Here is a 25,441-nt window from a genome sequence, read left to right as displayed (position 1 = left end):
GTCTAAGGGGGAGTTCCGGATGTCCTGGGGTCTACGACGGGACGTCACGACAGTGGGCGCCTCGGCGCGCCGGAGAATGCATTGATGGTGCGTTTATTCCTGGTCGGTGTAGCGCTGCTGACACTTTCGATGGCGGGTTGCAAGAGCAAGACCTCGACCAATGAGGGCGGGTTCCGGGTCTTCATCACGTATGCGACCTTCCGGCCCAAGTGCCTGACGCTGTCCGTGGAAGACCGTCGGGAGCCCACGCGCCGGGAGTCGGGTGTGGTGACGGTGGACGCGGACGCCCGGAGCGACACGCGCGTCGGCGTCATCCTGAAGCAGGCGGGCTGGAGTCAGGACCTCCGGGTGATCGCCCAGGCGCACGAGGGCTCGTGTGAGGGCCCCGTCATCGCCCGGCAGTCCGCGGACGTGCAGCTCCCCGAGGAGAACCTGACGGACCTGAAGCTGGATCTGCGCGCCGAGGACCTCGACGACGACGGCTTCTTCGCCATGAAGGGCGACTACCCCGGCACCGACTGCGACGACACGCGCCCGGAGGTGCACCCCGGCGCCACCGAGGTGTGCGACGGCGTGGACAACAACTGCGTCGCGGGCGAGAGCGACGCGCCGGGAAACGTCCAGTACTGGGTGGATGAGGATGGGGATGGGTACGGCGATGCCACCACCCAACCGCAGATGGGCTGCGCGGCGCCCGTGGGCTTCGCGACGCGAGCGGGCGACTGCAACGACAACGACCCCCTGGTGCATCCGGGCCAGGACGAGTTCCGGTGCGACGGCAAGGACGACAACTGCGATGGCGCCGCGGACAACGCCCCGTTCGACGTGGGCGTCACCTGCGTCACGGAGCAACTCTGCGCGGGAACCCGGCAGTGCCAGTCCACGCAGGCCTCGGCCTGTGTCAGCACTCAGGTGCCCGTGGAGTACTTCGCGGATGACGATGGCGACGGCCAGGCGGGCACGTCCCTGGGGCTCAGTTGCCAGGCGCCCGAACTGGGTGCGACGACGGAGAAGAACGACTGCGACGAGGGAACCCCCCGCGTCTCGTTCGTCGGTGTTGCCGAGGTGTGCGACCGGCTGGACAACGACTGCGTCAATGGAGTGGATGACGGGGTGCCGGGCTGCGCCGCGGTCGCCTGGAACGCAGTGACGGTGCTCAACAACGGGAGCACGCGGTACGACGCTGTGGCCAACTATGGCGAGCGACTGGGGTGGTTGGCTGGCCCGAACGACCGCGTCGTCCATGTGAACGGCAACACCTTCACGGCTGCGACGAGCTGTGCGGGAGATTGGAAGTCCGCCTGGGCCGCGCCCAACGGACGCGTGTTCCTGGGCTCGAGCGACGGTCGGTTCGCCACATTGATGCCCAACGCACTCACCACCCCCTGCGAGACCCGCTCGAGCGGCCAGACGGGAGCCATCAACGGCCTGGTGGGCTTCCCGGACCCGAACAGCAACGTCTTCAACGTGTATGGCGTCTCCAGTACGGGGCGCGTCGTGTCCTGGAGCTACGACCATGGCTCCTCGGGGAACCAGCCGGACCCGACGACCGTCACCCAGTTCGCGGCGAACCTGCGGGACATCGACGGCCTGCGAGCCGACTCCCTGTTCGTGGTGGGCGCGGAGACGGTGAACGGCGAACAGCGTCCGGTGGCGTGGAGCTCACCCGAGAGTGGGACGACCTGGACTCGCGAGGTGCTCGGTCTGCCCGAGACCACCACGGGCTTCCTCAATGGCGTCCAGGTGCTCACGCCCCAAATGGTGTACGTCGCGGGCGACCGCGGGCTGCTGCTGGAGAAGTCACGAGCCACGTGGACGCAGAAGCCGGTGCTCACCGTGACTGGCGGCGTGGTGCCGAACCTTCGGGCCTTCATCGCGTTCGGCCGCACGGGCATCTACGCGGCGTCCTCGGTGGTGAACGACCTCCACTTCTTCAACGGCACCGCGTGGAGCACTGTCGCCACCCCGACCAGGACGGTGAACGCGCTGGGCGGCTTCGGCCCAGGCGAGGTCTGGGCCACCGGACACGACGGCCTGCTCACGCGCTGGAAGCCCTGACCGGAAGGAGCCGAGTCCCACCATGGACCTGCGCGCGGAGGGCCTGACGGTGAGGCATGGCGCGCGCACCGTGCTCGCGGAGGTGGCCTGCGCGCTGCCTCCGGGGACGCAGGCGGTGGTGCTGGGCCGCTCGGGCTCGGGCAAGACGACGCTGCTCAAGGCCTTCGCGGGGCTGGTCCCCGCGTTCAGCGGGCGCGTCCTGTGGGATGGCCAGGACGTGGCGGGCCTGTCCGCCGCCGAGCGTCGCGTGCGGCAGGCTTCGTTCGGCATGGTGTTCCAGACGGACGCGCTGTTCGACTCGCTGACGGTGCGGCAGAACGTCCTCTTTCCGCTCACGCGTCGGCGCGTACCGGAGGCCGAGGCGCAGGCGCGCGCGGACGAGGTGCTGCGCGCCGTGGGCCTGACGGACGCGGCGGACACGCTGCCGGAGCGGCTGTCCGGAGGCATGAAGAAGCGCGCGGGGCTGGCGCGGGCGCTGGCGGCGCGTCCGTCGGTACTTCTCGCGGATGACCCCTTCGCGGGGTTGGACCCGGGCACGGCGCGGCAGGTGGCGCGGGTGCTGCTCGAGGTGTCGCGCGGCGGCACGCTGTTGGTCGCCGCGCCCGAGGCGCCGGTGGACCTTCCCCTGCCCCGCTGGCTCTACCTGCGAGGCGGGCGGTTGATATACGACGGGGGACCCGCGCCGGAGCTGGAGCGCGAACAGGACGAGGTGCTCCCGTGAGCCCATCGCCGCGCGTCGAGAGCCCCGGGCTGAGGACCGTGCGTGGCGCGGGCGCGGTGGGGCTGGAGGCGGTGCGCGGCGCGGGAGCGCTGGCCCTGGTCGCGGCGCGCACGGTGTTGGGATTGCCACGGCTGGAGCGACGCGAGCTCGCGCGGGCGCTGGTGCAGTTCGGCTACGACTCGCTGCCCCTGGCCCTGGCCACCGCGGCGCTGGCGGGCGTCATCGTCGTGTTGCAGTCGGGCCTGTACATCCAGCGCTTCGGGGCGCGTGCGTTCCTCGGGTGGGCCGCCGGCTACGGGGTGCTGTGGGAGTTCGGACCGCTGCTGCTGGGGCTCATCATGTCCGCGCGCATCGGCGCGAGGAACGCGGCGGAGCTGGCCACCATGCAGGTGGGCGGGCAGATCGAGGGCCTGCGCGGCATCGGGCTGGACCCCTTCGCCATCCTCGTGGCGCCGCGCGTGGTGGCGATGGAGCTGAGCATGCTCGCGATGAGCACCTTCACGTTCCTGGTGGCCATCCTGTTCGAGGCCCTGGCCGCGCTGCTCACCCTGGACCTGCCGCTCCGGACGTTCTTCGGGACCTTCGCGCACATGCTGAGCCCGCTGGACATCCTGGGCGGCGTGTTGAAGACGGGGGCCTTCGGGCTGGCCATCTCGTTGGTGTCCACGGCGGTGGGGCTGTCCGCGCGAGGAGGCGCCCAGGCGGTGGGACGCGCGGCGGCGAGCGCCGTGGTTCGCGGGTGCGCGGCCATCTTCGTGATCGACTTCGTGCTCACGCTCACGCTCGCCGGGTGGATGACATGAACCGGGTGCTGCGCTTCTTCGGCGCGCCGGTGGTGCTCTTCGCGCGCACGACGCGGGCCGGGCTGCGTGAAGGCGTGTCCTGGCGCGAGTCGTTGGTGCAGCTCCACGAGCTCGGCGGGCGCAGCGTGTGGCTGGTGCTGACCGGCATGGCGTTCTTCGGGGCGGTGCTGGTCACCATCGCCAACAGCCAGGCACGGCGCTTCGTGGGGAACGTGGCGGTGCTGGGGCCCGCCTACTTCGAGCTCCTGATTCGCGAGCTGGGGCCGGTGGTGTCCGCGCTCCTGACGGCGTCCCGCGCCGGGGCGAGCCACGCGGCGGAGCTGTCCACCATGAGCGTCAACGAGCAGGTGGAGGCGCTGGAGATGTCCGCGGGGGACCCCTACTCGGACCTGGTGGCGCCGCGCGTGGTGGCGGGCGTGCTGGGCGTTCCGCTGCTGAGCATGTTGGGGACGGTGGCCGCGACGTTGTCCGCCGCGGCGGTGGCGGGGCTCGTCTTCGGCGTGGATGGCCGGGCCTTCATGGACCCGCGCTACGTGGATGGCTGGGATTTGCTGGCGGCGGGGCTCAAGGCCGTGGCGTGTGGGCTGTACATCCCCCTGGCGGCGGCCGTGGCGGGCCTGGGCGCACGCGGAGGCGCGGAGGCCGTGGGCGAGGCGACCACCGATGGCGTCGTCGCCGCGAGCCTGGGGTGTCTGTTGATCGACCTGGCCGTGTCCCTCGCCTTCCACCTCGTGCGACTGTGATGGCGAACGACGCCCCTCCCGACACGCTGCGCTTCACGGACGTGCGCGTCGCGTTCGAGGGGGGACGGCGCGTGTTGGACGGCGTGACGGCGGAGGTGTCCACGCGGGAGCTGACCTTCATCGCGGGCGCGAGCGGCTCGGGCAAGAGCGTGCTGTGTCGGATGGCGGTGGGCCTGTTGCGGCCGGACTCGGGCAGCGTGGAGTTGTGGGGCGAGCGGGTGGACACGCGGCCGGAGCGAGCGCTGGTGAAGCTGCGGCGTCGGGCACCGTACCTGGTCCAGGGCCCGGCCCTGCTCGACTGGCGCACGCTGCGCGAGAACGTGTGGCTGGCGGACCCTGCCGCGCCCGCCGAGGCCGTGGAGTCCGCGCTGGAGCAGGTGGGGTTGCTCGAGTGGGCGGACCGGATGCCTCCAGAGCTGGGGCCCGGGGCGAAGAAGCGGACCGCCATCGCGCGGGCGCTGGTGCTCTCACCGCGCTATCTGCTGCTCGACGAGCCCACCACGGGGTTGGACCGGAGGGCGGCGATGCAGGTGGAAGAGGTCATGGCCTCGCTGAAGGCGCGAGGGCTGGGCGGCCTGGTGGTGACGCATGACTATCGCCAGCTGCGAGGGCTGGCGGACCGGGTGTTGGTGGTGGCCCAGGGCCAGTGCGCGTACCTGGGGCCTCCCGAGGGTTTCCTGGAGTCCTCCGCGCCGGAGCTTCGCGTGCTGACGGCGCCGTTCATGGAGGGTGCGACGGATGGATGAGCGACGGTTGGAATTGAAGGTGGGCGCCCTCGTGCTGGCGGCGGTGATGGGCGTGCTGGTGTTGCTGTGGTTGATGGGCGAGCTGTCGCTCGGCTCCAGCACGGTGCTGCCGGTGGACTTCGGCCACACGGGTAACGTGGTGGAGGGAGCGCCGGTGAAGCTGGGCGGCGTGCAGGTGGGGCGCGTGCAGGCCATCCGCCTGATGCCGGAGCGTCGGGATGCCCAGGGCCGTCCCCTGCCCGTCCGCATGGAGCTGGCGGTGTCGCCGGAGTCGCTCGGCGCGCTGCGCTCGGATGCGCGCGTGACGGTGGCGACGGTGGGCCTGTTGGGTGAGCCGTACCTGGAGCTGAACCCGGGCACGCAGTCGAGCGCGCTGCCCTCGGGACAGGCCGTGCGCGGCTCGGATGCACCCCGGTTGGACCTGCTGGCGGAGAAGCTCTCGCGCTTCATCGAGATGTTCTCCGAGATGCTGGAGAAGGACCCGGAGGCGGTGACGGGGCTGGTGGCGAACATCTCGCGCCTGACTCGGACGCTGGACGAGGTGCTGACGGAGAACCGGGGGGACGTGAAGGTGCTGGCCTCCGAGCTGGCGGCGGCGTCGAAGGACCTGCGTCAGCTCTCACAGCTCGCGCGCGAGGCGCTCCAGCCCGGAGGCAAGGCGGCGCGACTGCTCGACGACGCGGCGGCGACGGCGGCGGTGCTGAGGGGCGAGCTGCCGGGGCTGACGAAGTCCGCGGGCACCACGCTGGATGGGCTCGCGGCCCTCACCGGCTCCCTGGGGCCCGAGGACGGGCAGCGCGTGAAGCTGGCGCTGGAGAAGCTCACGGCCGCGGCGGGACAGCTCGATAGCATCGCGGCGCGCGCGGACCGGGTGCTGGCCCGGATCGAGGCCGGAGAAGGCACGGCGGGCGCGGTCCTCCAGGACCCCACGCTGTATGACGAGCTGAGAACGCTCGTCACCGATTTGCGCAAGCACCCGTGGAAGATTCTCTGGAAGGACTGACGCGACAAAATTGCGTTTGCGATTGAATTCCAGGTGCAACGGGGCGTCACAGGCTCACTCGACGGACGCCCGGCCGGAGCGACTCCGCGAGGAGATGCCCATCATGCACCCAAGAAGAGTCCCCCTGCGGTTCGCCGCGGGTCTCCTGACGTGTCTGTCTCTCGGCGCCTGCAACGGGGAAGTCCCTCCCACGGACGCCACTTCCACCCCGCAAGCCTCACCTGACCCGACACCGCTGACGTCGGCGCGGTCAGCGCAATCCCTCTCATCCCTCGTCCCCACGACTCCGATGGCGGACTTCGTGGTGACGTCCGTGAAGGGGCCCGCGAGCCTCCAGCTCGGAGCCGCGCTCCAGGCCGTCGTCACCGTGTGCAATCAGGGGGATGCGTCGTCCGGGGGCTCGGTGCCCGTGGAGCTCTACCTGTCGGCGGACACCGTCATCACGCCCGACAGGCCGCTCGTCCCCGCCTCGGACGTGCGCCTCGGCGCGTATTCGATGGTCCAGGTGCCGGCGCCGGCGCCCGGGCAATGCGCGACGGTGAGGCCCTTCGTCACGCTGGACGGGCCCGTGAATGTCCAGGGTGCCTACTACCTGGCCGCCTGGGCGAACCCGCGCCATGGTCCGCCGCCCGTGCCTGAGCGGAACCTGGACAACAACGTGCGCGTGGGCCCCCGCGTGGGCGTGGGGAATCAACCCGACTTCGTCGTCACCTCCGTCACCGCGCCGACGAGCGCCCTGAAGAACCAGCCATTCCTCGCCTCGGCGAAGGTCTGCAACCTGGGGACGGGCTCCGGTTCGGTCTCGGCGCGCTTCTACCTGAGCGCGGATGCCACCATCGTCTCGCATGTGCCGCTCACGCCCGCTTCGGACACGTTCCTGAGCGAGGTGACGGTGGGCCACCTGCAACCGGGGCAGTGCCAGCGCGTGAGTCATCCCGTGTCGGCGAGTCCCGTCCTGGAGGGGCCCTACACGGTGGGCGTGATGGCCGTGGCGAGCAACCTCGCGCCGGAGTTGGACCTGGAGAACAACAGCCGCGCGAGCGCGCCCATCGGCATCGGGTTCCGGCCCGACCTCGTGGTGACGTCCGTGGCGGGGCCTGGGAGTCTGGCCTTCGGGCAGGCACTGACCGCGCAAGCGCGGGTGTGCAATCAGGGGACGCAGGCGGGGCGCGCGCCGGTGACGCTGCTGCTGTCGGCGGATGAGCGGCTCGCGGGGACGTTCTTCGGCTTCGAGCTCCCCGACTTCGTCCTGGGCAGCCAGGACAGCGGGATGCTCGAGCCCGGGGCGTGCCGGGATTTGCCGTTCCAGGCGAACGCGCCGTCCGTCACGCCCGGGGCGTACTACCTGGGCGCGTGGGTGGACCTCGACAACGGCGTCCAGGAGCTGAGTGAGGCCAACAACACCCGCCTGAGCGCGCGGCTGGGCGTGGGCCATGGCCCGGACCTGGTCGTCACCGAGGTGTCGGGTCCCTCGAGTCTGGCGTTCGGTCAATCGCTGGCGGCGCAGGTGCGGGTCTGCAACCAGGGCACGGCGGCCTCGGTGCCCACCACGATGGAGCTGCGGCTGGCGCTGGACACGAACTACCACGGCGAGGAGTCGTCGCTCGGGTCGGCGTCGGTCCCCGCGCTCTCCGAGGGGGCGTGTCAGGTGTTGTCGCTCACGGCGACGCCGGACCTGTTCGGCCACCCCGTGGAAGGAAGTGGCGTCCTGGTCGCTCGCGTCGACGGTGCGAACACCGTGGCGGAGCTGGTCGAGGACAACAACTCGACCTCGGGGGCCCGCATCGACATCGGCTCGCGGTCCGACCTGGTCGTGACGGCTCTCAGCGGCGCGAGCAGCGTCCGGGTGAACGAGCCGTTCGATGTCCAGGTGACGGTGTGCAACCAGGGCACGCTGGGGACCCAGGCCATCGTCCACCTCTACGCGTCGGACGATGAGGTCATCACGCCGGGGACGGGTGGGCAGCCGGGGCAGGACCTGCACGTCGCCACGAAGTACCTCGACGTCGGGCTGGACGCCGGGGCGTGCCACACCACGACGGTGAACGCGACGGCCCTGGGCATTCCCGCGGGCACGTACTTCCTCGGTGCCCACGTGGAGCTGCGCTCCCCGGGCATCGCGGAGTTCTCCGACGAGAACAACACGAAGGCCGCCGGGCGCCTCGGCGTGGGCGACAAGGCCGACTTCGTCGTGACATCGCTGACGGGCCCCGCGAGCGTGTCCACGAACCAGCCCTTCAACCTCGCATACGAGGTCTGCAACCAGGGGACGGTGTCGGCGTCCCAGGCGCAGCTGCACTTCGTCCTGAGCCCGAACGACGCCATCATCGGACAGCCGGATGATCGCTTCCTGGGCATGACGGAGGCTCCCGCTCTGCAGCCGGGCCAGTGCACCACGGGCACCTTCACGGTGCCGCCCGGCCACGCGCCCATCGGCCGCTACCACCCGGGCGCGGTCCTGAGGGCTCCGCCCTCGGTGGTCGAGTTCTTCACGGACAACAACCTCCGCGTGGGTGCCGCGCTCACCGTGACGTACTGAGCCACGCGCCAACAATGAGCCCCCACCCGTCTCTCGAGGGTGGGGGTGCATTCCGCTCCGGTCGTAGGACTCCGAGCACCGCTGTACCCCGAGACACGCACAGGTCACGACGCAGGGTCACCCTGTGAAGTCCTTGTCCGTTTCGAGCAGGGGTCGTTATGAAGAAAGCCCCCTCCCCGAGCAGGACAAGGCCATGCCCCCTTCCTCCTTCGCCAGCCGCGCGCGTCGCTCCGCGCGGACATCCTCGGCCGTGGTCCTCCCCTTCGCGTTCTCGGTGATGCTGTCGCTCTCCGCGTGCGGAGACAGCACGTCCCCCAAGAACGGAGACGCCACCGAGCAGCCCCAGCTCCCCACGCCACCGCGTGTCGAGCCGCCTCCCGTCCCCGTGACGACCCCGGGCCTGGGTGCGACGGAGTACGTGCCGCTGTATGGCGCCGGCCAACAGGTGTTCGAGCAGATTCAGTACACGGAGTCCGACGGCACACGGGTGACGCTCGCGGGCTTCCGTCCCACCAACCGTCACGCACGCGAGCGCGGTGAACCGTGGGAGTCGCCGGACGTTGGCCCTGGCAACTACTTCACCTTCCCGACCTGGTACTTCCAGAACCGCACCTTCGGCCTGATGATTCGAGACGAGGTCCCCGCCGGCCGCTCACGCGTCGAGGTCTCCTTGCGAGTGAACGCGGGGACGTTCGTCAACACAGGCCTCAGCGCCTTCCGCCGCGTCGACGCCAACATCCGTGACTACGGCTGGATGATGAACGTCGGCTTCACCAACCCCAACGAAGGTGGCGCCAACACCTGCCACTCCACGTCGGCGAGGACGGACTGCATGGTCGTCATCCGCGACAACTGGCGCGGACCCAAGCCAGGAACGCCCTTCAAGGTGGGTGATGTCATCGAGCTGGCCCCGGCCCCGTTCCTGGTCCACACGCCCGACAACAGGGCCGTCATCGACGGAGGCGGGAGCCGCTACTACTCCTTCGAGCAGCTCTACCAGGTCGGCGTGGGCATGCGGCCCTGGTACGGCATCGCGCCCATCCTCGACGCGGCGCCGCTGCCCGCGCACACGCTCTCGGGCGGCGAGGCCAGCGTCTCCTACAACTACTCGGAGGAGCCGCACCGGGTGTTCCAGCAGATGGCCAACAACATCGGCATCGCCAACACCCAGCGCTTCGTCGAGGGGCGCCGGCTGTTCCACATCTCGTTCGCGGACGGAAAGCACTCCGAGAGCCCGAACGTGAACCCCGTCTTCACCGAGCACGCGAACCAGCTCGGGCCTCGCTACAACAACGTGAGCTGCATCTCCTGTCATGCCCTCAACGGACGCAGCCCGGTCGCGGCGCCCGGCGCGCGGCTGGATGCGATGGCCATCGAGGTGGCGGCGTCCAGTTCGTCCACTCAGGTCGTCCCGGATGCGACCTACGGGTTGAACGTCCAGCAGCGCGGCGTCGAGGCTGGCGCCACGGACCATGCCGTGTCCATCCCATCCCACGAGGAGCACGTCCACACGCTGCCCGATGGCGAGACGGTCTCCCTGCGCAAGCCCGTGTATGCCTTCACGGGGCCCGTGCCGGCGCAGCTCTCCGTCCGTCAGGCGCCGCAGGTCATCGGCATGGGCCTGCTCGAAGCGGTGGACGAGTCGACCGTGCTGGCGCTGGCCGACCCGACGGACCGAGACGGAGATGGCGTGCGCGGTCTGCCCAACTGGGTCATCAATCCGGAGACGGGCAGCCGGCACCTGGGGCGCTTCGGATGGAAGGCGAGCAAGGCGACGCTGCGGCAGCAGTCCGCGGACGCGCTGCTCAAGGACATGGGCATCACCTCTCCCGTCTTCAAGACGCTCGACTGCCAGCGCGGCGTCCCGGGGTGCAACACGACGAGCGCGGCGACCGAGATCTCCGAGACCGAGCTGGAGCGACTGTCCAGCTACCTCGCGCTGCTGGGAGTCCCAGCCCAGCGCAGCCTGCGCAGCGCCTTCCTCGATGGCATCCGGGTCTCGCCCGAGCATGACGTGGACCCCGTCCGCATCCAGCGCGGCGCCACGCTGTTCGCCCAGGCGCGGTGCACCCACTGCCACACGGCCACGTTGACCACCGGCGCCCACCACCCGTTCGCCGAGCTGCGCAACCAGACGATTCACCCGTACACGGACCTGCTCCTCCACGACATGGGGCCGGGGCTGGCGGACACGCTGACGCAGGGACAGGCGGGGCCTCGACAGTGGCGCACCGCGCCGCTCTGGGGGCTCGGCTCGCTCGAGTCCGTTCAGGGAGGCGCACAGAACGTGCGCTACCTGCACGATGGCCGCGCGCGCACGCTGATGGAGGCCATCGCGTGGCATGGCGGCGAGGCCGACTCCAGCCGCACCCAGTTCGAGGCGTTGAGCGCGGACGAGCGCGGCGCGGTGCTGACGTTCCTCAAGTCACTCTGAACACGAATGGACTCGCTCGTCGCATTGCGGTGCCGCGGCGAGCGAGCCCACCCTCACGTCAGAGCGAGTAGCTCAACATCCAGGTGTAGATGTCATGCCCCGCAGAGCCGCTGTACGTCCGCGACCACGAGTCGTGCCCCACGCCCTGGTAGAGCGTGAGCTTCGCCGGCGGATTCGCGCGCGGGTTGCAGACGGTGTTCAGCTTGTTCACCGGATCGATGGAGCCCCACTGTGACACCACGTTGTCCGCCGTCCCGTGGAACGCCCACACCGGCACGTCCCACATGTTGCAGACGTTGACGCCATTGCCATTCCCGGCAATCGGCACGATGGCCGCGAGCTTGTGGGGATACTCCGCCGCATAGGACCATGTGACGATGGCGCCCGCGGAGAGCCCCGTCAGGTAGATGCGATTCGTGTCCACCCGGTAGTGGCTCTTGGCGAACTCGATGACGTGGTCGATCCGGTCCGTCGGCCAGTAGGCGTTGAAGCGCTGGGGCGCGATGAGGATGAACGGGAAATGCCTCCCGTTTCTCACCAGCAGAGGGGGCGCGGTCGGTCCCATCATCCGCTCGAGGCCATTGGGGTCCGCGACCCCTCCGTTCCCCGCCTGCCCTTCCCCACCCAGGAAGACCACCAGGGGATAGGTCGCCGTCGGGTTGTCGTCGTAGCCCAGCGGCAGGTACTCCCAGTACCCGAAATCCATCCCAGGCACCGTATTGATGGGACGCGCGATGATGTCGCCCTGCGCTGCCCACGCGCCCTGCACGGCCAGCAGGACCAACCCCAACAAGATGCGCCGCGGTGTCGACATGGTGACTCCTCTCCAGCTCGGGTGGAGCCCGTGACGTTAGCAAGTCAGTTGCAAGATCGACAGACTAAGCTCGATTTACAGCTTGAGCGGAGAGATGCGTCGACACCGGGCGGGGCGTGTTCTCAGGGGCCGTTGGTGTCACGGTCTCGCAACACGGCATACGCGGGGCGGATGCGGCCCGCGGTGTCATAGGACAGCGGGCTGCCATCCCACGGCTGGGGCGCGATGATGCCCCGGTCCTGCATGGCGCAGTTCGCGGCCGTCGAGCACTGGTTGGTGTAGTTGTAATAGTAGATGCGCGTGATGCGTCCGCTCAGGTTCGGCAGGCGCAGGATGAACTTCGTCGTGTCGCGCTGAGAGGCATCGCTGAACACGCGCCCATCCGCGTTCCGGTAGAAGGCCCCCACCTCCGTCAGCCACACGTGGCCCACGTCCCAGGTCGAGTCCAGCCCGCCGAGCCAGTTCATGAACGTGCGCGTCGTGCAGCTCGGGTCCCCCGGGATGCAGTGCGCACCGCTCGCCTGATAGCGATTGGCGTCGTGGTGCGGGTGGATGCTCCACAGCTTGGGCCGGTGTCCCCGCAGGAAGACGCGGTAGCGATCCCAGTAGGGGTCATTCGGCGTGGCGTCGAACTCGCCCGCCGCCACCGTGCACTCCGCGCAGATGCTCACCACCAACCGGTAATAGAACGCCGCCCGGAGCGGGCCACAGGACTCCAGATCCTCGCTGGCGCAGGTCGGCTGGTCCAACGGGACTCCGCTCTGGAGCACCGTGTTCGGGAAGTTCGGCTCGTTCCAGGCGCCCACCAGCCAGATGGCCGGATACGTGGCATGGAAGGCCTCGAACGCCGCGCGGTACTCCACATCCGTGGGGGCCAGGAACTTCCCGTTCGCGGCCTTGCGCAGATCACTCGGCCCCAGCGTCACGTAGCGCTCCACGGACTTCGCCGCCGCGGCCTGCATCCAGGCCTCGAACTTCAGGCGTCGGGCGTCATTCGCGGGACGCAGCGCCACGTCGTACGGCACGACGACTCGCGCCCGCTGCACGTTGAGCCCATCCCACGCGGGATGGGAGAAGGTCTCCGCATCCGAGTCGGAGATGCCCAGCGCGAAGTCCACCAGGGGAGCTGACGCTACCGCCTGGCCCTCCCGGAGCTCCGACACTTCGGTCCCACAGCCCAGGACGACGCACGCGACGACGAGCGCCACCCACTGACGGCTCCTGCAACGCGATGAAGAGGTCATACCCTGAAGCCTAGCACGGCAAAGACAGACTGGTTGACTCAGGCAACCACTTTCATTCCGCCTGCAATTTCGCGGAGCGGCGGGACTCGGGCAAGGCATGGGGCGGACACGGCCACGGTGGGTCCCGGAATCCCGGCCCCCTCGTTCCGGTGACGCCAACCGGGCCGGTTCCCGGCATGATGGGACCCTTGTCGCCCCGGAACCGAGCGTCGGTGAAGGGGCCGTCCCGGGAATCGCGCGCACCATGTTCCGACGTCTGGTGGTCGTCTTCGATGCAGGCTCCGAGTCCGAGCACGTCCTTCACGCCGTACGACGGCTGACCTCCGAGCCCGAAGCCGTCTACCTGTACGGCCTGGTCCCCGAGCGCAGTGAGCTGGAGGCGCCGCCGCCCACCAGTCTCACCGTGCTGGACCGGCTCCGGCACACCCTCCAGGACTGGAGCCCCGCCATCCAGGTCACCGGCGCGTTGGAGACGCACCTCGACATCGGCGACCTGGTCCAGGTCTCGCGGCGACACGGCGCGGAGCTCGTCGTGCTGGGCCCCCTCCTGGACACGTCGCCCCGGGCCCGGGTGGGCGCGATGTTGCTGCTCGCCCTCCGCGAGCACCTGCCCGTGCTCTCCCTGGGACGCGCGCCGGACAGGGTCAGCACCGAGCCATTCCGCATGGCCCTGGCCATCGCACCGGACGGCCGGGGACTCGGCGCCGTGGCCAGCTTCCTGCCCCACTGCGCGCAGCCCTCGGAGCTCATCGCGCTCACCACCGGCCTGGCGCCGGAGCAGACCGGAGCGCTCCAGGCCCTCTCGAAAGCGCTGGGCATCACCCAGACGCTGGCCGTCGAGTCGCTCACCGGGAACGCCGCCAGCAGTCGCGCGGAGGCCTTCGACGACGTCGCGCTGCGCTCCGGGGCGAGCCTGCTCGTCGTCCCCGCCGACTCCCTCGCCGACCTGGAGGCCCTGTATGTCGGGCTGACGGGCGCCCGTGCGCTCCAGGAGGCCCGGGTCCCCACCCTCCTCCTGCCACGGACCCAGACAGGGCTGACGCTCTTCGAGGACCATCACGCCGTCTCCGATTCACTCGTGGCGCCCGGCCTGTCCCCGCGCTTCGCTGTCGAGCGCGTCGGGCTGCTGTCCAGCGTCACCCTCCTGGAGCCGGGCCTCGTGACGGTGTTCGCGAACGGCACCGCGCTCGGCGAGGTCCGTCACCAGGGTGGCACCGCCATCATCGACGCCGCGTGGCTCGGGCACCTGCACGGGCTGCATCCCCTGGCCTTCTCCTTCGCGGACCCCTCCGCCTCGCGCGAACTGGTGCCCAGCCATGTGCTCGCGCCGGAGAAGCCGCTGCTGTTGGTGGACAGCCTCGTCGAGGAGGACACGCTCCTGGCCGTCCGCGAGCTCGCCGCGGACCGGTACCACCTGAGCTTCGTGCGGATGCGAGACAGCGACTCGCTCGACGAGCAGCGCGCGCGGCTGCGTGAGCACCTGCCCGACCTCGCGTGGCCCCTGCTGCTCGACGCCAGCGCGTGGCTCGACGATGCCCGGGCGGATGACGTGCCCCGGCAGGTCGATGGACAGCGTCTGTTGCGCGTCGCCACCCGGCTCGCCGCCGCGCACGTGCCCATCGCCGCGGTCATCACGCGCGATGCCTACAAACCCATCCATCCCGCCCTCCGCACGCTCAGCCCCGAGGAGTGCGAGGCCCTGCCCAGGAACACCCCCCTGGAGCCGCTCCCGCTCCCATCCGAGCAGGACGCCTGGGCCCGGGAGCTGACGCTCGCCGGATGCAGCCCGCGCACCGAGGGCCATCACATCGACTTCGAGCTCGACAACGCCCAGGCCCGCGAATCCGTCCTGGCCGCCATCGACGCCGCGCGAAGCACCGTCCATTGGCAGTGCTACATCGTCGAGGACGACCCCATCACCGCCCGCATCACCGAGGCGCTGAAGCGGGCCGCCACCCGAGGTGTCCGCGTGCGCTTCCTCGCCGACGCGCTCTACAGCGGACACGACTCCTTCGGCGCGCTCAACCCCGCCCTCGTCGGGCTCTCCGGCCCCCCCAACGTCGAGGTGCGCGCCATTGCTCCGCTCGTCGGAGGCCCCAACCTCTACGAGCTCAAGCAGCGCAACCACCGCAAGCTCACGCTCGTCGACTCCACGCTCGCATTCGTCTCGGGCCGGAATCTCGGCGCGCCGTACTACACGGGCTTCGACGAGGTGCCACTCGGCCGCGACACCCATTACCGCGACATCCCCTGGCTCGACTGTGGCGCGCGACTGGAAGGACCGCTGGTCACCGACCTGGAGCACGCGTTCCTCGCGGAGTGGACGCGCGCGGGAGGAGAGCCGTTCACCGTGACGCCCTCCGCGCCGGCGGGGACGATGGCGGCCCGAATCGCCCTGCACGAGGGACTCAAGGACACGCACACCCTGGACACGCAGCTCGCGCTCATCCGCCATGCGCGCTCTCGCCTGGTCCTGGTGAACACCTTCCCCCTGCTGCTCGAGCTCCAGAACGCGCTCATCGCCGCCCTCCAGCGGGGTGTCCGCGTGGAGGTCCTCTTCGGCAGCGTGCGGCCCCACCACGGCGACGCGCGGACCTACTTCCCCGGAGGCGCGATTCGCGAGGTGGCCGACCGCTATGTCCGCAGCCGCCTGGACGCGGTCATCGCCGCGGGAGGCATCGCCCACGAGCTGGCGCTGCCCTCGCGGCCTGGTTGGGAGCCGGAGCTGGAGCGCCTCTTCCCCCACGTCCACGCGAAGGTCCTGGTGTGCGACACCCGCGCCGTCGCGGTGGGCAGCGCCAACCTGGACGTCACCGCCGCGTACTGGGAGAGCGAGGCGCTGCTCGTCGTCGAGGACACGCCGTTCACCGAGCGGATGCTCGCGGCGCTCGACGCCCTCTTCGCCACCTCGCGCCGCATCGACCGGCAGGACCCACGGTGGCGGGACGAGGTCGAGCAGCGCGCCTGGGTCGGCCGCAACTGGCCCTCGCTCGTCGGTTGAGGCGCGAGCCCGGTCAGCCGCCGGACGCCCACCGCGTCGCTGCGCCGCCCGGCGCGCGGATGCGCCATGCTGGAGTCACCCATGGCCACGCCTCCCGACACTTTCTGCTTCGCCGCCGTGGGCGACGTGCACGGCCGGATGGACCGGATGGTGTCCATCCTCCAGTCCTGGACGAAGAGCGCGAACCGGGAGCTGGCCTTCGTCCTCCAGGTCGGTGACTTCGAGCCCCACCGCGACGAGGCGGACCTCGCGACCATGGCCGCCCCCGCCCGCTACAAGCAGCTGGGCGACTTCGCGGACTACCACCAGAAGCGCCGGCGCTTCCCCTGGCCCGTGTACTTCATCGGCGGCAACCACGAGCCCCACGGCTACCTGGACTCGGCCCCCGAGGGCTTCCTGCTCACCGCGAACTGCCACTACCTGGGCCGCGTCGGCGTCGTGGAGACCCGCGGGCTGCGCATCGCCGGCCTCTCCGGCATCCACGACGCCCCGGGCTTCCAGAAGCCCCACCCCGCCCTGTCCCTGCTCGGCACCGTCTCCAACAAGGACTATGCGTGCTTCAACGAGGAGGACATCGAGCGGGCCCTGGGCCTCGCGCGGGCGGACATCCTCCTCGTCCATGACTGGCCCTCCGGCCTCGTCGCCGACGAGGACCGCCAGGACTTCCAGCACCAGCGCCGCAGCCCTCATGCGGACGCGGTGGGCAACGAGTACGCCCGACTGGTGGCCGAGGCGCTCCAGCCCCGGCTCGTGCTCTGCGGCCACCTGCACAAACGCTATCGCGGCGCCTTGAAGTGGCCCTCCGGCGCCGCCACCCCGGTCTGCTGTCTGGCGAGTGTCGAACAGGGCGCGGAGGCCTTCGCCATCTTCCAGTCCTCCCGGGGCGCCCTCCAGGAGGTCACCCACCTGGGCACACTGCCTGTCCGCTGAGGCCGACACGCACGCCTGGGCGATAGATGTGGGACAGAACGGCGATTCTTCGAGGCACGAGGGAGGAAGCCGGTGGTACAAGCCCCGCGTGACTTCCGCACCGCCGTCCTCGCCCCCCGACGCCACCTTCGAATCCCTGGGCCTCAAGCCCCAGCTCGTGGAGGCGCTCACCGCCCTCGGTTACGAGGAGCCCACGCCCATCCAGAACGCCTCCCTGCCGCCGCTGCTCGCGGGCAAGGACCTCCTGGGCATCGCCGCCACTGGCACCGGCAAGACGGCGGCCTTCGCCCTCCCGCTGCTGCACCACCTGGTCCCGGGGGAGGCCGGCGCCCACGCCACCTCCGCGCTGGTGCTCGTGCCCACGCGCGAGTTGGCCATGCAGGTCTCCGAGGCCATCCACCGCTACGGCCAGAAGCTCGGCGCCACCGTGCTGCCCCTCTACGGCGGGCAGGTCATCGGCCAGCAGCTGCGCGTGCTCAAGCGGGGCGTGGACGTCGTCGTCGCCACCCCGGGCCGCGCGCTGGACCACCTGCGCCGGGGCACGCTGCAGCTCGACAACGTGCGCACCGTGGTGCTCGACGAGGCCGACGAGATGCTCGACATGGGCTTCGCCGATGACCTCGAGGCCATCCTCTCCGGCACGCCCGAGGACCGCCAGACGGCGCTCTTCTCCGCCACCCTGCCGCCGCGCATCGCCAGCATCGCCGAGCGCCACCTGCGTCAGCCGGTGCGCGTGCGCATCGCCAAGGAGAAGGTGGAGCCGGGCGAGCTGCCGCGCATCCGTCAGACGGCGTACATCGTCCCGCGCGCGTTCAAGATCGCCGCGCTGGGGCGCCTGCTCGACGTGGAGTCCCCCACCGCCGCCATCATCTTCTGCCGCACGCGCACGGAGGTGGATGACCTCACCGTGTCGCTCAACGGCCGGGGCTGGCGCGCGCACGCGCTCCACGGCGGCATGACGCAGGAGCAGCGAGACCGGGTCATCAAGCAGCTCAAGTCCCACGGCACGGACCTGCTCGTGGCCACGGACGTGGCGGCGCGCGGCCTGGACATCCCGCGCCTGTCCCACGTGGTGAACTTCGACGTGCCCAACGCCCCCGAGGCGTACGTGCACCGCATCGGCCGCACCGGCCGCGCCGGCCGTGAGGGCGTGGCCATCACCCTGGTGGAGCCGCGCGAGGCCCGCCTCGTGCGCAACATCGAGAAGGTGACCGGCCAGCGCATCCAGGTGGCCACCGTCCCCACCGTGGCGGACCTGCGCGCCAAGCGGCAGGAGCTGCTGCGCGCCACCCTGCGCGAGACGCTGGTGGCAGGGGGACAGGACTCGTTCCGGGGGCTGGTGGAGGACCTGGCCAGCGAGTTCGAGCCGCTCGACATCGCCGCCGCCGCGGTGAAGCTGCTCCAGGACGCCCAGGACGAGGGCCGCGCGAAGGAGGAGGAGGACATCCCCGCCGTCGCGCCGAGGGAGGAGCGCAAGGAGCGCCCGGGCCGTCCCGGTGCCCCCGCGGGGCGCTCCGGTCCTGGTGGCCGTCCCGAGCGAGGGGGACCTCGTCGAGCCGCCCCGACCTGGGATGTCACCCGCCTGTGGATCGGCGCGGGACGTCAGGCCGGCATTCGCCCCGCGGACCTGGTGGGCGCCATCGCGGGCGAGGCGGGCCTGGACTCGTCGCACATCGGCGCCATCCAGATTGGCGACGGCTTCTCGCTGGTGGAGGTGCCGGAGCCGGAGGCCAACCGCGTCATCGCCGCGCTGAAGGCGGCGACGATTCGCGGCCGCAAGGTCGTCGTCCGCAAGGACCGGGGCTGAGCGAAGGACCCGGGGCGCCGCCTGGGACACCCGGTCTCAGGCGGAGGCCTCGGGTGTCCCCGACGGTGAAGCCACGGTGTCGCGCGGCTGGCGCTTCGGGAAGAAGCGCCGCCAGGACAGGGCGAAGCCGGTCCACACGAGGAAGACGCCGCCCAGCGAGGCGATGGCCGCGATGAGCTGGCCGGGCCAGCCGAGCGCCTCTCCGGTGTGGAGGAAGCGCAGCCAGGTGCGCACCTTGCGGCCGCTGTTGAACTCCGCGTAGCCCTCGCTCCTGGCGACTTCACCCGAGAAGGGATTCACGGAGACCTGGGTGGTCGCGAAGTAGGGCCAGCCGTCCTGCTTCAGGTTGAAGGTGACGGCGTCCACCGCGGCGTCGGGCTTGCCTCCCTTCGCCTCGCGTGGCGGCGACGGCACCCGGTACGTGATGCTCGTCCAGGCGGGCGTCTGTTCCTCCACGACGCCCAGCATCGAGCCCAGGTCCTTGCGCGGGGCATCCTCCGTCGGCGGCGTCACCTTCACGCCCGCCGAGCCCGGGCCCTGCTGCGCCGGAGGCGTGTTGCCCGTCAGCGTGTAGACGAAGTCGGACGCCCACTTGTACGAGATGACCATGCCCGACGCCGTGAGGACGATGAGCACGGGCAGCGTCCAGAAGCCGATGACGTTGTGCCAGTTGAAGTCGCGCGGCTTGCCCTTCAGGCCCCGCCGGAACCACAGCACCGGCCGCACCGTCTTCAGCGTCCACTTGCGCGGCCACCAGAGGTACAGCCCGGAGAGGGCCAGGAACAGGAAGCCCGCGTTGCAAGCGCCGGTGATGGCCTTGCCCACCGGGCGGTTGTCCCCCGCCATCGACACCCAGCGGTGCCACTCCGTCATCACCTGGAAGAAGGAGCGCCAGCCCTTCGCGTCACTCTCACGCACCGCCCCCGTGTAGGGATTCACGAAGACGACGCCCGCGCGCCCCAACGCCACCTGCACCGCCGCCGTCTCCGACGGGAACACGGTGATGCCCGACACCTGCGCGTCCGGCTTCGCCTCGCGCGCCTTCGCGACCAGGTCCTCCAGCGACAAGCGCGGCGCGTTCGGCCCGGGAGCGGACACGGTGCGTGAGCCGGCCTCCGCCCACTCGAGGACCTGTCGCTCGAAGGCGATGGCGACCCCTGTCACCGACATGAGGGCGACGACCAGCCCCACCACGAGTCCAACCACGAGGTGAATCCAGAAGAGCGTCTTGCGAAACGGGAGGACCATGGGCGCTTCACTTCACGGCGTCGCGACGGGAGCGTCGGAGAAGGTGTCGATATTGAGAATCATTATCGCCACTGCCGCTCGCAGGAGTACGCCCATTCCCGGGCAGCGTCAACGCACGGCGCGGCCCACCTCACAGCCGGGTGTAATTCCAGCTCACCGCGCGACCGCCGGAATACGGCATCACACCGTGGAACACGCGCGGGTCCTCGTCGAACACGAGCGGCAGGAAATGCCTGTCGCCGTCCCACATGGGCAGGCGGGGGAGCTCGGTGAGGGGAACCCAGGAGAGCGTGCCCTCGGCGTTGCGCTCCAGCGGGGTGCCCTCGAAGGCGTCGATGCGGAAGACGAAGCCGAGCCAGTCCTCGCCCTGCTTGCCGAAGCCGGGCCAGGAGAGCGTCCCGCGCAGCACCATCCGGGTGCACTCGATGCCGGCCTCCTCGCGGATCTCGCGGCGCATGCACGCGGCCACGTCCTCGTCGCGCTCCATCTTCCCGCCCAGGCCGTTGTACTTGCCCAGGTGCGCGTCCTCCGGCCTCGCGTTGCGGTGGATGAGCAGCACGCGGCGCTGATCCGGCGACATCACGTAGCCCAGGGTGCCGATGATGGGTGAGTAGGGCATGGGCGCGCACCTCACCATGAGCCTGCGTCCGAGGGGAGGCCCTTGTTGGCACCTCGCCCCGCCACCCCTCTGCCGGCCCCCTGCTCCCGCCCGTCTTTACGGGAGTCAACGCGACGCGTTAGCGTAGGGCCACACAGCGATGACCTCCCGCGTCAGGCGGGAAAGGGGAAGTTGATGACCGCGATCCTCCCCGGCCGGTACGGCCTCTACGAGCCCGAGACCGAACACGACGCCTGCGGGGTGGGCTTCGTGGCCCACCTGCGAGGTGAGCGCTCTCGAGGAATCGTGGAGGACGCCCTGGAGCTGCTCAACCGGCTCAGTCACCGGGCGGCGGCGGGGAAGGATCCACGGACGGGCGACGGCGCCGGCATCCTGGTGCAGTTGCCGCATCGCTTCTTCGAGCACGAGGCGCCGGGCCTGGGCTTCGAGCTGCCCCCGCGTCGGCAGTACGGCGTGGCGCAGGTGTTCCTGCCCAAGGAGGTGGACGCGAGGGCCGCGTGTGAGGCGGCGCTCGAGGAGGTGGTGGCCGAGGAGGGCCAGCGCGTGCTGGGCTGGCGCGACGTGCCGGTGGCGCCCGAGCACCTGGGGCCGGTGGCGTTGGAGGCCGCGCCCGTCATCCGGCAGCTCTTCATCGCCCGGCGACGCGTGGTGCCCAGCGCCTTCGAGCGCAAGCTGTACCGCATCCGCAAGCTGACGGAGAACCGCGTGCAGGCACGCGGCGTGGACCCGAAGGGCCGCTTCCACATCGCCAGCCTCTCGTCGGAGACGCTCATCTACAAGGGCCTGCTGCTGCCCGCCGACCTGCCCCGCTTCTTCGTGGACCTGCAGCACCCGGAGTTCGTCAGCGCGCTGGGGCTGGTGCACTCGCGCTTCTCCACCAACACGTTCCCCACGTGGGAGCTGGCGCAGCCGTTCCGCTTCATCGCGCACAACGGCGAAATCAACACGCTGCGTGGCAACCGCAACTGGATGACGGCGCGGCGCGGCCTGCTCCAGACGGCGCGGCTGGGCGGGAGCCTGGAGCCGCTGTGGCCCATCATCGTCCCGGGCAAGAGCGACTCGGCGCAGTTCGACAACATGGTGGAGCTGCTCTACCTGGGTGGGCGCACCCTGCCCCACGCGATGATGATGATGATTCCGGAGGCGTGGGAGGGCGACGCGCTGATGTCGGACGAGAAGCGCGCGTTCTACGAGTACTCCTCCGCGCTCTTGGAGCCGTGGGACGGGCCCGCGGCCATCGCCTTCACGGACGGGCAGCTCATCGGCGCGACGTTGGACCGCAATGGATTGCGGCCCGCGCGCTACCTCGTCACCGAGGATGACCGCATCATCCTGGCCTCGGAGACGGGCGTCATCGACGTGCCGCCCGCGCAGGTGCGCCGCAAGGGACGGCTGACGCCGGGCCGCATGCTGCTGGTGGACACCACGGAGGGCCGCATCCTCGAGGACGAGGAGGTGAAGCGGGACATCAGCTCGCGCTGGCCGTATCGCAAGTGGCTGGAGCGCAACGTCTTCACCTTCGACGACCTGCCCACCGTGGCCGCGCCGGAGCGGCTGCGCGGTGACGAGCTGACGCGGCTGCAGGGGGCGTTCGGCTACACGGTGGAGGACATCCGCACGGTGCTCACGCCCATGGCGGAGACGGGCAAGGAGCCGGTGGGCTCCATGGGCACGGACACGCCGCTCGCGGTGCTCAGCGACCAGGCCCCGAGCCTGTTCTCGTACTTCCATCAGCTCTTCGCGCAGGTGACCAACCCGCCCATCGACCCGCTGCGAGAGAAGCTGGTGATGACGCTGGCCACGGCGCTGGGCCCGGAGAGCAACACCTTCGAGGAGACGCCGGAGCAGTGCCACCGGCTGTCGTTGCCCGGCCCCATCCTGACGAACGGACAGCTCGCGCGGCTCGCGAGCATCCGGGGCGAGGGCCTGTTCGAGACGCGGCGCCTGTCGCTGCTCTATCCGCTGGAGGGCGGCGAGGGCGCGCTGGAGGACGCGGTGGAGAAGCTGTGCGCCGCGGCGGTGGACGCCGTGGACGCGGGCGCGAGCATCCTGCTCCTCAGCGACAGAGGCGTGGACGTCACGCACGCGGCGATTCCCGCGCTGCTGGCCATGTCGGCGGTGCACCAGCGCCTGGTGCGCGACGGCATCCGCATGTACACGGGCCTGTTGCTGGAGACGGCGGAGGCGCGGGAGGTGCACCACTTCGCCTGCCTCTTCAGCTACGGCGCGGCGGCGGTGAATCCGTACCTGGCGCTGGACACGGTGCGCTCGCTGGCGGACTCGGGCGAGCTGGGTGTGGACGCGGAGAAGGCGCAGGACCGCTACGTCCACGCGGTGGAGGAAGGGCTGATGAAGGTGATGTCCAAGATGGGCATCTCCACGCTCCAGTCCTACCGAGGCTCGCAGCTCTTCGAGGCGGTGGGGCTCCAGCGCGGGCTCATCGAGCGGCACTTCACCGGCACGTCCTCGCGAGTGGAGGGCGTGGGTCTGCCCGAGCTGGGCCGCGAGGTGGCGGAGCGACATGCCCGGGGCTTCGAGCCGTCCGAGGGCGAGCTGCCCCTGGGAGGCCAGTACCGGTGGCGACGCCAGGGCGAGCGGCACAAGTGGAACCCGGCCACCATCGCGAAGCTCCAGGCGGCGGTGCGCGGCAACGACGCGGCGCTGTTCACCGAGTACTCACGGCTGGCGGACGACGAGACGCACGAGCACTGTAACCTGCGCGGGCTGTTGGAGGTCTCGACGGAGCGCTGTCGCCCTGTCCCGCTGGACGAGGTCGAGTCGGCGCTGTCGCTCGCGCGTCGGTTCGTCACGGGCGCCATGTCGTTCGGCTCCATCAGCGCGGAGGCCCACGAGACGCTGGCCATCGCGATGAACCGACTGGGTGGGCGCTCGAACAGTGGCGAGGGTGGCGAGGAGTCGCGTCGCTACACGCCGGACGAGGACGGCAACCTGCGCCGCAGCGCCATCAAGCAGGTGGCGAGCGCGCGCTTCGGCGTCACCACCGAGTATCTGGTGAACGCGGACGAGCTGCAGATCAAGGTCGCCCAGGGTGCGAAGCCCGGTGAGGGCGGCCAGCTCCCGGGCCACAAGGTGGATGAGCGCATCGCGCGTGTGCGGTGGTCCACGCCGGGCGTGACGCTCATCTCCCCTCCTCCGCACCACGACATCTACTCCATCGAGGACCTGGCGCAGCTCATCTACGACCTCCAGTCCACGAACCCGTCGGCGCGGGTGAGCGTGAAGCTGGTGAGCGAGGTGGGCGTGGGCACCATCGCCGCCGGCGTGGCCAAGGCGGGCGCGGGCTGCGTCGTCGTCTCGGGCTACGAGGGCGGCACGGGGGCGTCCCCCATCTCGAGCATCCACCACGCGGGGCTGCCGTGGGAGCTGGGGCTGGCGGAGACGCAGCAGGTGCTGGTGCACAACGGGCTGCGCTCGCGCATCCGGGTGCAGGTGGACGGAGGTCTGCGCACCGCGCGCGACGTGCTGGTGGCCGCGCTCCTGGGGGCCGAGGAGTTCGGCATGGCCACCGCGAGCCTCGTGGCCGTGGGCTGCGTGATGCTGCGCAAGTGCCACCTCAACACGTGCTCGGCGGGCATCGCCACGCAGGACGGCGCGCTGCGCGAGCGCTTCCAGGGCAAGCCCGAGGACGTGGTGAACTTCTTCCTGCTCATCGCGGAGGACCTGCGGCGGAAGATGGCGGAGCTGGGGGCGCGGCGGCTGGAGGAGCTGGTGGGTCGGGTGGACCTCTTGCGCCAGCGCGCGGCGGTGGACCACTGGAAGGCGCGGCGGGTGGACCTGTCCGCGCTGCTGGCGGCTCCCGCGGCGCCGGAGAGCGAGCCCCGGCACTGCATCGAGGCTCGGTCCAAGGATGTGTCGGACCACCTGGACCACGAGCTGCTGCGTGACGCGCAGGCCGTGCTGGAGGGTGGCCCGGCGATGTTGCTGACGCGGCCGGTGAGCAACACGCACCGCGCGGTGGGGACGATGCTCTCGGGCGAGATTGCGCGGCGACATGGCGCGCGCGGGCTCCCGGATGGCCGGCTGCACGTGCGGCTGAAGGGCTCGGCGGGACAGAGCTTCGGTGCGTTCCTGGTGTCCGGCGTCACGCTGGAGCTGGAGGGCGACGCGAACGACTACGTGGGCAAGGGGCTGTCGGGTGGGCGCATCATCGTCTACCCGCATCAGTCGAGCCGGTTCGTGGCCGAGGAGAACGTGCTGGTGGGCAACACGGCGCTGTACGGCGCGACGGCGGGTGAGGTGTACCTCCGTGGGCTCGCGGGTGAGCGCTTCGCGGTGCGCAACAGCGGCGCGCAGGCGGTGGTCGAGGGCGTGGGCGACCATGGCTGCGAGTACATGACGGGCGGCGTGGTGGTGGTGCTGGGACCCACGGGCCGCAACTTCGCGGCGGGCATGAGTGGGGGTACGGCGTACGTGTTGGACCGGGAGATGGCCTTCCGGCAGCGGTGCAACCTGGAGATGGTGGAGCTGGAGTCACTGGTGGACGAGTCGGAGATCTGGCTCGTCCACGGGATGATCGAGCGGCACCTGAAGCACACGCACAGCTCGCTGGCGCGGCGGGTGCTCGACAACTGGGAGCTGATGGTGCCCCGGTTCGTGAAGGTGATGCCGACGGACTACAAGCGCGTGCTGCAGGCGCGGCGCGCGGCGAAGAAGCCCCCGGAGACCTCGGTGGGTGCGCAGCTCCAACACGTCGTGGGCGGGAGGGGCTGA

At 70.5% G+C, this 25,441-nt stretch carries 16 protein-coding genes; 12 read left to right on the top strand and 4 right to left on the bottom strand.

Annotated features, from left to right (window positions below):
* Positions 1–84 precede the first annotated feature (84 nt).
* The 8 genes from LXT21_RS22505 to LXT21_RS22470 all read left to right on the top strand — a co-directional run bounded on the left by LXT21_RS22505 (position 85) and on the right by LXT21_RS22470 (position 11,047).
* Positions 85–2,058 (top strand): putative metal-binding motif-containing protein, encoded by a 1,974-nt coding sequence (locus LXT21_RS22505; RefSeq protein WP_254040230.1) that lies wholly within the window; start codon positions 85–87, stop codon positions 2,056–2,058.
* 22 nt (positions 2,059–2,080) lie between these two features.
* Positions 2,081–2,779 (top strand): ABC transporter ATP-binding protein, encoded by a 699-nt coding sequence (locus tag LXT21_RS22500; RefSeq protein ID WP_254040229.1) that lies wholly within the window; start codon positions 2,081–2,083, stop codon positions 2,777–2,779.
* Positions 2,776–3,582, top strand: coding sequence for an MlaE family ABC transporter permease (locus LXT21_RS22495; RefSeq protein WP_254040228.1), 807 nt, complete (start codon positions 2,776–2,778; stop codon positions 3,580–3,582). Before LXT21_RS22500 ends, LXT21_RS22495 begins: the two co-directional genes overlap by 4 nt.
* Positions 3,579–4,325: an MlaE family ABC transporter permease gene (locus LXT21_RS22490; RefSeq protein ID WP_254040227.1), complete on the top strand. Its 747-nt coding sequence runs from the start codon at positions 3,579–3,581 to the stop codon at positions 4,323–4,325. Before LXT21_RS22495 ends, LXT21_RS22490 begins: the two co-directional genes overlap by 4 nt.
* Complete coding sequence (locus LXT21_RS22485; RefSeq protein ID WP_254040226.1) at positions 4,325–5,071, top strand: ABC transporter ATP-binding protein; 747 nt, start codon at positions 4,325–4,327, stop codon at positions 5,069–5,071. Before LXT21_RS22490 ends, LXT21_RS22485 begins: the two co-directional genes overlap by 1 nt.
* Positions 5,064–6,074, top strand: a complete 1,011-nt coding sequence (locus LXT21_RS22480; protein WP_254040225.1) for an MlaD family protein — start codon at positions 5,064–5,066, stop codon at positions 6,072–6,074. The genes LXT21_RS22485 and LXT21_RS22480 overlap by 8 nt, the downstream gene beginning before the upstream one ends.
* A 289-nt stretch (positions 6,075–6,363) precedes the next feature.
* Positions 6,364–8,613, top strand: a complete 2,250-nt coding sequence (locus LXT21_RS22475; protein WP_254040224.1) for a CARDB domain-containing protein — start codon at positions 6,364–6,366, stop codon at positions 8,611–8,613.
* Positions 8,614–8,806: 193 nt separating this feature from the next.
* A complete protein-coding gene (locus LXT21_RS22470) occupies positions 8,807–11,047 on the top strand; it encodes a di-heme oxidoreductase family protein (protein ID WP_254040223.1) in 2,241 nt (746 codons plus the stop codon).
* Between the two features lie 58 nt (positions 11,048–11,105).
* On the opposite strand, the gene LXT21_RS22465 is transcribed toward LXT21_RS22470, so the two are convergent.
* Positions 11,106–11,861: a carboxylesterase family protein gene (locus LXT21_RS22465; RefSeq protein ID WP_254040222.1), complete on the bottom strand. Its 756-nt coding sequence runs from the start codon at positions 11,859–11,861 to the stop codon at positions 11,106–11,108.
* A 122-nt stretch (positions 11,862–11,983) separates the two neighbouring features.
* Positions 11,984–13,069, bottom strand: a complete 1,086-nt coding sequence (locus LXT21_RS22460; protein WP_254040221.1) for a hypothetical protein — start codon at positions 13,067–13,069, stop codon at positions 11,984–11,986.
* Between the two features lie 280 nt (positions 13,070–13,349).
* On the opposite strand from LXT21_RS22460, the gene LXT21_RS22455 reads away from it, so the two are divergent.
* The 3 genes from LXT21_RS22455 (at position 13,350) to LXT21_RS22445 (ending at position 18,843) form a co-directional block, all read left to right on the top strand.
* Positions 13,350–16,106, top strand: a complete 2,757-nt coding sequence (locus tag LXT21_RS22455) for a phospholipase D-like domain-containing protein (protein ID WP_254040220.1) — start codon at positions 13,350–13,352, stop codon at positions 16,104–16,106.
* An 81-nt stretch (positions 16,107–16,187) separates the two neighbouring features.
* Entirely contained in the window at positions 16,188–17,036 is an 849-nt protein-coding gene (locus LXT21_RS22450) for a metallophosphoesterase (protein ID WP_254040219.1), read from the top strand.
* An 88-nt stretch (positions 17,037–17,124) separates the two neighbouring features.
* Positions 17,125–18,843 (top strand): DEAD/DEAH box helicase, encoded by a 1,719-nt coding sequence (locus tag LXT21_RS22445; RefSeq protein WP_254040218.1) that lies wholly within the window; start codon positions 17,125–17,127, stop codon positions 18,841–18,843.
* 36 nt (positions 18,844–18,879) lie between these two features.
* Here LXT21_RS22445 and LXT21_RS22440 read toward each other — a convergent pair whose 3' ends face one another.
* Positions 18,880–20,091, bottom strand: coding sequence for a PepSY-associated TM helix domain-containing protein (locus LXT21_RS22440; protein WP_254040217.1), 1,212 nt, complete (start codon positions 20,089–20,091; stop codon positions 18,880–18,882).
* Positions 20,092–20,221: 130 nt separating this feature from the next.
* The gene (locus tag LXT21_RS22435) at positions 20,222–20,710 is read right to left on the bottom strand and encodes an NUDIX hydrolase (protein WP_248542736.1); all 489 of its coding nucleotides are present in this window, start codon (positions 20,708–20,710) and stop codon (positions 20,222–20,224) included.
* Positions 20,711–20,884: 174 nt separating this feature from the next.
* On the opposite strand from LXT21_RS22435, the gene gltB reads away from it, so the two are divergent.
* Complete coding sequence (gltB, locus tag LXT21_RS22430; RefSeq protein WP_254040216.1) at positions 20,885–25,441, top strand: glutamate synthase large subunit; 4,557 nt, start codon at positions 20,885–20,887, stop codon at positions 25,439–25,441.

This window comes from Myxococcus guangdongensis (assembly GCF_024198255.1).
Lineage (GTDB): Bacteria > Myxococcota > Myxococcia > Myxococcales > Myxococcaceae > Myxococcus > Myxococcus guangdongensis.
The sequence above is the reverse complement of the archived record's forward strand: the minus strand, read 5'-3'. Positions and strand labels throughout refer to the sequence as shown.